The following is a 2629-nucleotide window of genomic DNA, read 5'->3' as shown; positions in this document are numbered from 1 at the left end:
GCTTATAGAAGAACCTGAGCTTGAAGAAGAGCCCGAGCTTGACGATGAGCCTGAACTTGCAGAAGAACCTGAGCTTAAAGAAGAACCTGAACTTATAGATGTAACGGTTGATGATTTTTCAGATACATCAGAGTCGCTTCTTGATCCTGAAGATGCGCTTGAAGAATATACAGATGATACTTTAAAGAGCGTTGATGAGCTTTTAAATGAGCTACAACAAGCGACGGATGATGACTATATAGAAACACCAGATTGGTCTTTAGATGAGCTTGAAGACGATCTTGAAGAAATAGAAGTAGATCTTGGTGACGATCCGTTAGCGGGCGACGATGACTCAGATCTTACAAAAATTGAAGAGCAGCTTGATAGCGATCTTATAACGCCAAGTGAAGAGTTAGATGAATATCCTGAACTTGAATTAGACGATGATCATTCATTATTGGAGAATGAACCTTCGTTTGAGCCGCAAGAACCTAAAGAAAATGCACCGAGTGAAGAAAATGCAGTAGCACTTAGTCAAACAGAGAAAGATCTCGCAAATGCGCTTTCTGAAAATGCTAACTTAGATAGCTTAGAAGATGATTTTGATGATGAACTATTAATTGATAATGACTTCTCTGAATCAGAAGCTAAGGTTGAAGACGAGTCGTTTGATGATGATTTACTGCAAGAAATTAATGACGGAATTGATTCTGTTGAACCAGTTAGTATAGAAGAGGATACCAAACCTCTTAACCTTGATGAAGTTCAAGAAACACTAGAAAGTGAGTTGCCATTTACCCCCGAAGAATTACAAGGTGATGATTTAGACGGTGAGGCGCAGGGAGTCGCTTCCAGCCAAGCTGAGCAGGACTTATCAAATGCGCTTTCTGAAAATAATGATTTAGATAGTTTAGAAGACGATTTTGATGATGAAATTTTAATTGAAGACGATTTTTCTGACTTAGATGTTGAGTTTGACGAAGATATTTTAGAGCAAGCGCTAACTGATGAGTTATCAGACGAGCAGCAAGAGCAAACAAATGCAGAGCGCGAAGCACAGTTAACAAACTCAGATGAAGCAGGTAGCACTGATATTAGCTCTGACGATGAACTTGATGAAGAGTTTATGTCAAATTTGACGCAAACTGATTTTGATTCATTACTTAGTGAGTTAGCGGAGCCTGAAGAATTAAGTGCTGAGGATAGCAGTGAATTTGATGTCGACTTTGACAGCTTGCTAAAAGAAGACTTAGAGGAAGATGACTCATTAACTACAAAAGAGCCACTTGTTGAAAGTAGTGATATTGAGCAACTTGATAATGATGAATTTGTAGATATAGATTCATTATTAGAAGAAAGTGAAGAGGCTGAACTTGAACACGAACCTTACACCGACGTTAATATGGATGTCGGTTTGAGTGAGTTTGATGCATTACTTGCTGGTGATAACCCAACCGATGTTGATGCTGAAAGTGGTGGTTATTCAGCTAAACTAGATTTAGCGCGTGCTTATATTGAAATTGATGATTTTGATTCTGCGCTCAAGGTCATTGAGGATGTCATCAACAAAGGCCCAGAAGAAGTTCAAGAAGAGGCACTTAGTTTAAAAGCGAAACTAAAATAACAAATTGTTAAAAAAACCCTTAATTGGTTATTCTAATTAAGGGTTTTTTTATGGATGTTAGTTTAATTATAACAAGGGAAAGCAACGCATTAACGAAGTGAATTTTATAGTATGTAATTGTTATAAAAGAATAATTTACATCGTAATTATTAAGTTATTTGATTCATTGAAATGATCATGTTTTTAATAAAAAGGGTATTACCGCACACCTCCTTTTATTGCGTCGAGAGATAGCATAAAATGCCGTGTTCATTAGCACAGTAGGTAAAGCAGTAATTATGCGAGTAGCACTTGGAGTTGAATACAACGGCGTACGCTATAGTGGGTGGCAACGTCAATCACATGTAAATAGCGTACAACAAGAAGTAGAAAAGGCATTGTCGCGTATTTGTAATCACCCAGTTGAAGTAGTATGTGCGGGGCGAACTGATGCGGGTGTGCACGGTACAGGTCAAATAATACATTTTGAAACTGAAGCTTCGCGTGACATGGTCGCATTTACAATGGGTATGAATACCTTATTGCCTAAAGATATTGCTATTCGCTTTGCACAACCAGTTGCTGTCGATTTTCATGCTCGTTTTAGTGCAACCGCTCGCCGATACCGCTATATTATTTATAACTCTCCTTTTCGAGGAGCAGTGTTAAACGAAGGGGTTACGCATTTTCATCACCCATTAGATGAAGTTAAAATGCAGGAAGCCTGTCAGTATTTGATCGGGACACACGATTTTACATCTTTTCGAGCGATCCATTGTCAAGCAAATACACCGACTCGCACTATTCATCATTTATCGGTACAGCGCCAAGGGTGTTACGTTATTATTGATATTAAGGCGAATGCGTTCTTGCATCACATGGTACGCAATATAACGGGGAGCTTGATGGATATTGGCATACATAAGCAACAGCCCATTTGGTTGAAAGAATTACTTGATTGTAAAGAGCGTGCTAAAGCAAGTGCTACAGCTAAAGCTGCAGGTTTATACTTGGTTGATGTCGATTATCCTGAAGAGTTTAATA

General features: G+C 38.5%; 2 protein-coding genes. Both read left to right on the top strand.

Annotated elements, in window-relative coordinates; translation table 11 throughout:
- Positions 1-1606 (top strand): FimV/HubP family polar landmark protein (locus H5072_RS16435; RefSeq protein WP_310735892.1); only part of this gene is annotated, 1606 nt, incomplete at its 5' end.
- Between the two features lie 278 nt (positions 1607-1884).
- The coding region (gene truA, locus H5072_RS16430) for a tRNA pseudouridine(38-40) synthase TruA (protein WP_182694139.1) at positions 1885-2629 on the top strand (745 nt) is incomplete at its 3' end.

It is taken from the genome of Pseudoalteromonas sp. SR45-5 (assembly GCF_014163565.1).
Taxonomy (GTDB): domain Bacteria; phylum Pseudomonadota; class Gammaproteobacteria; order Enterobacterales; family Alteromonadaceae; genus Pseudoalteromonas; species Pseudoalteromonas distincta.
Note: the sequence above shows the minus strand (reverse complement) of the source record. Positions and strands in the feature narration are given on the sequence as shown.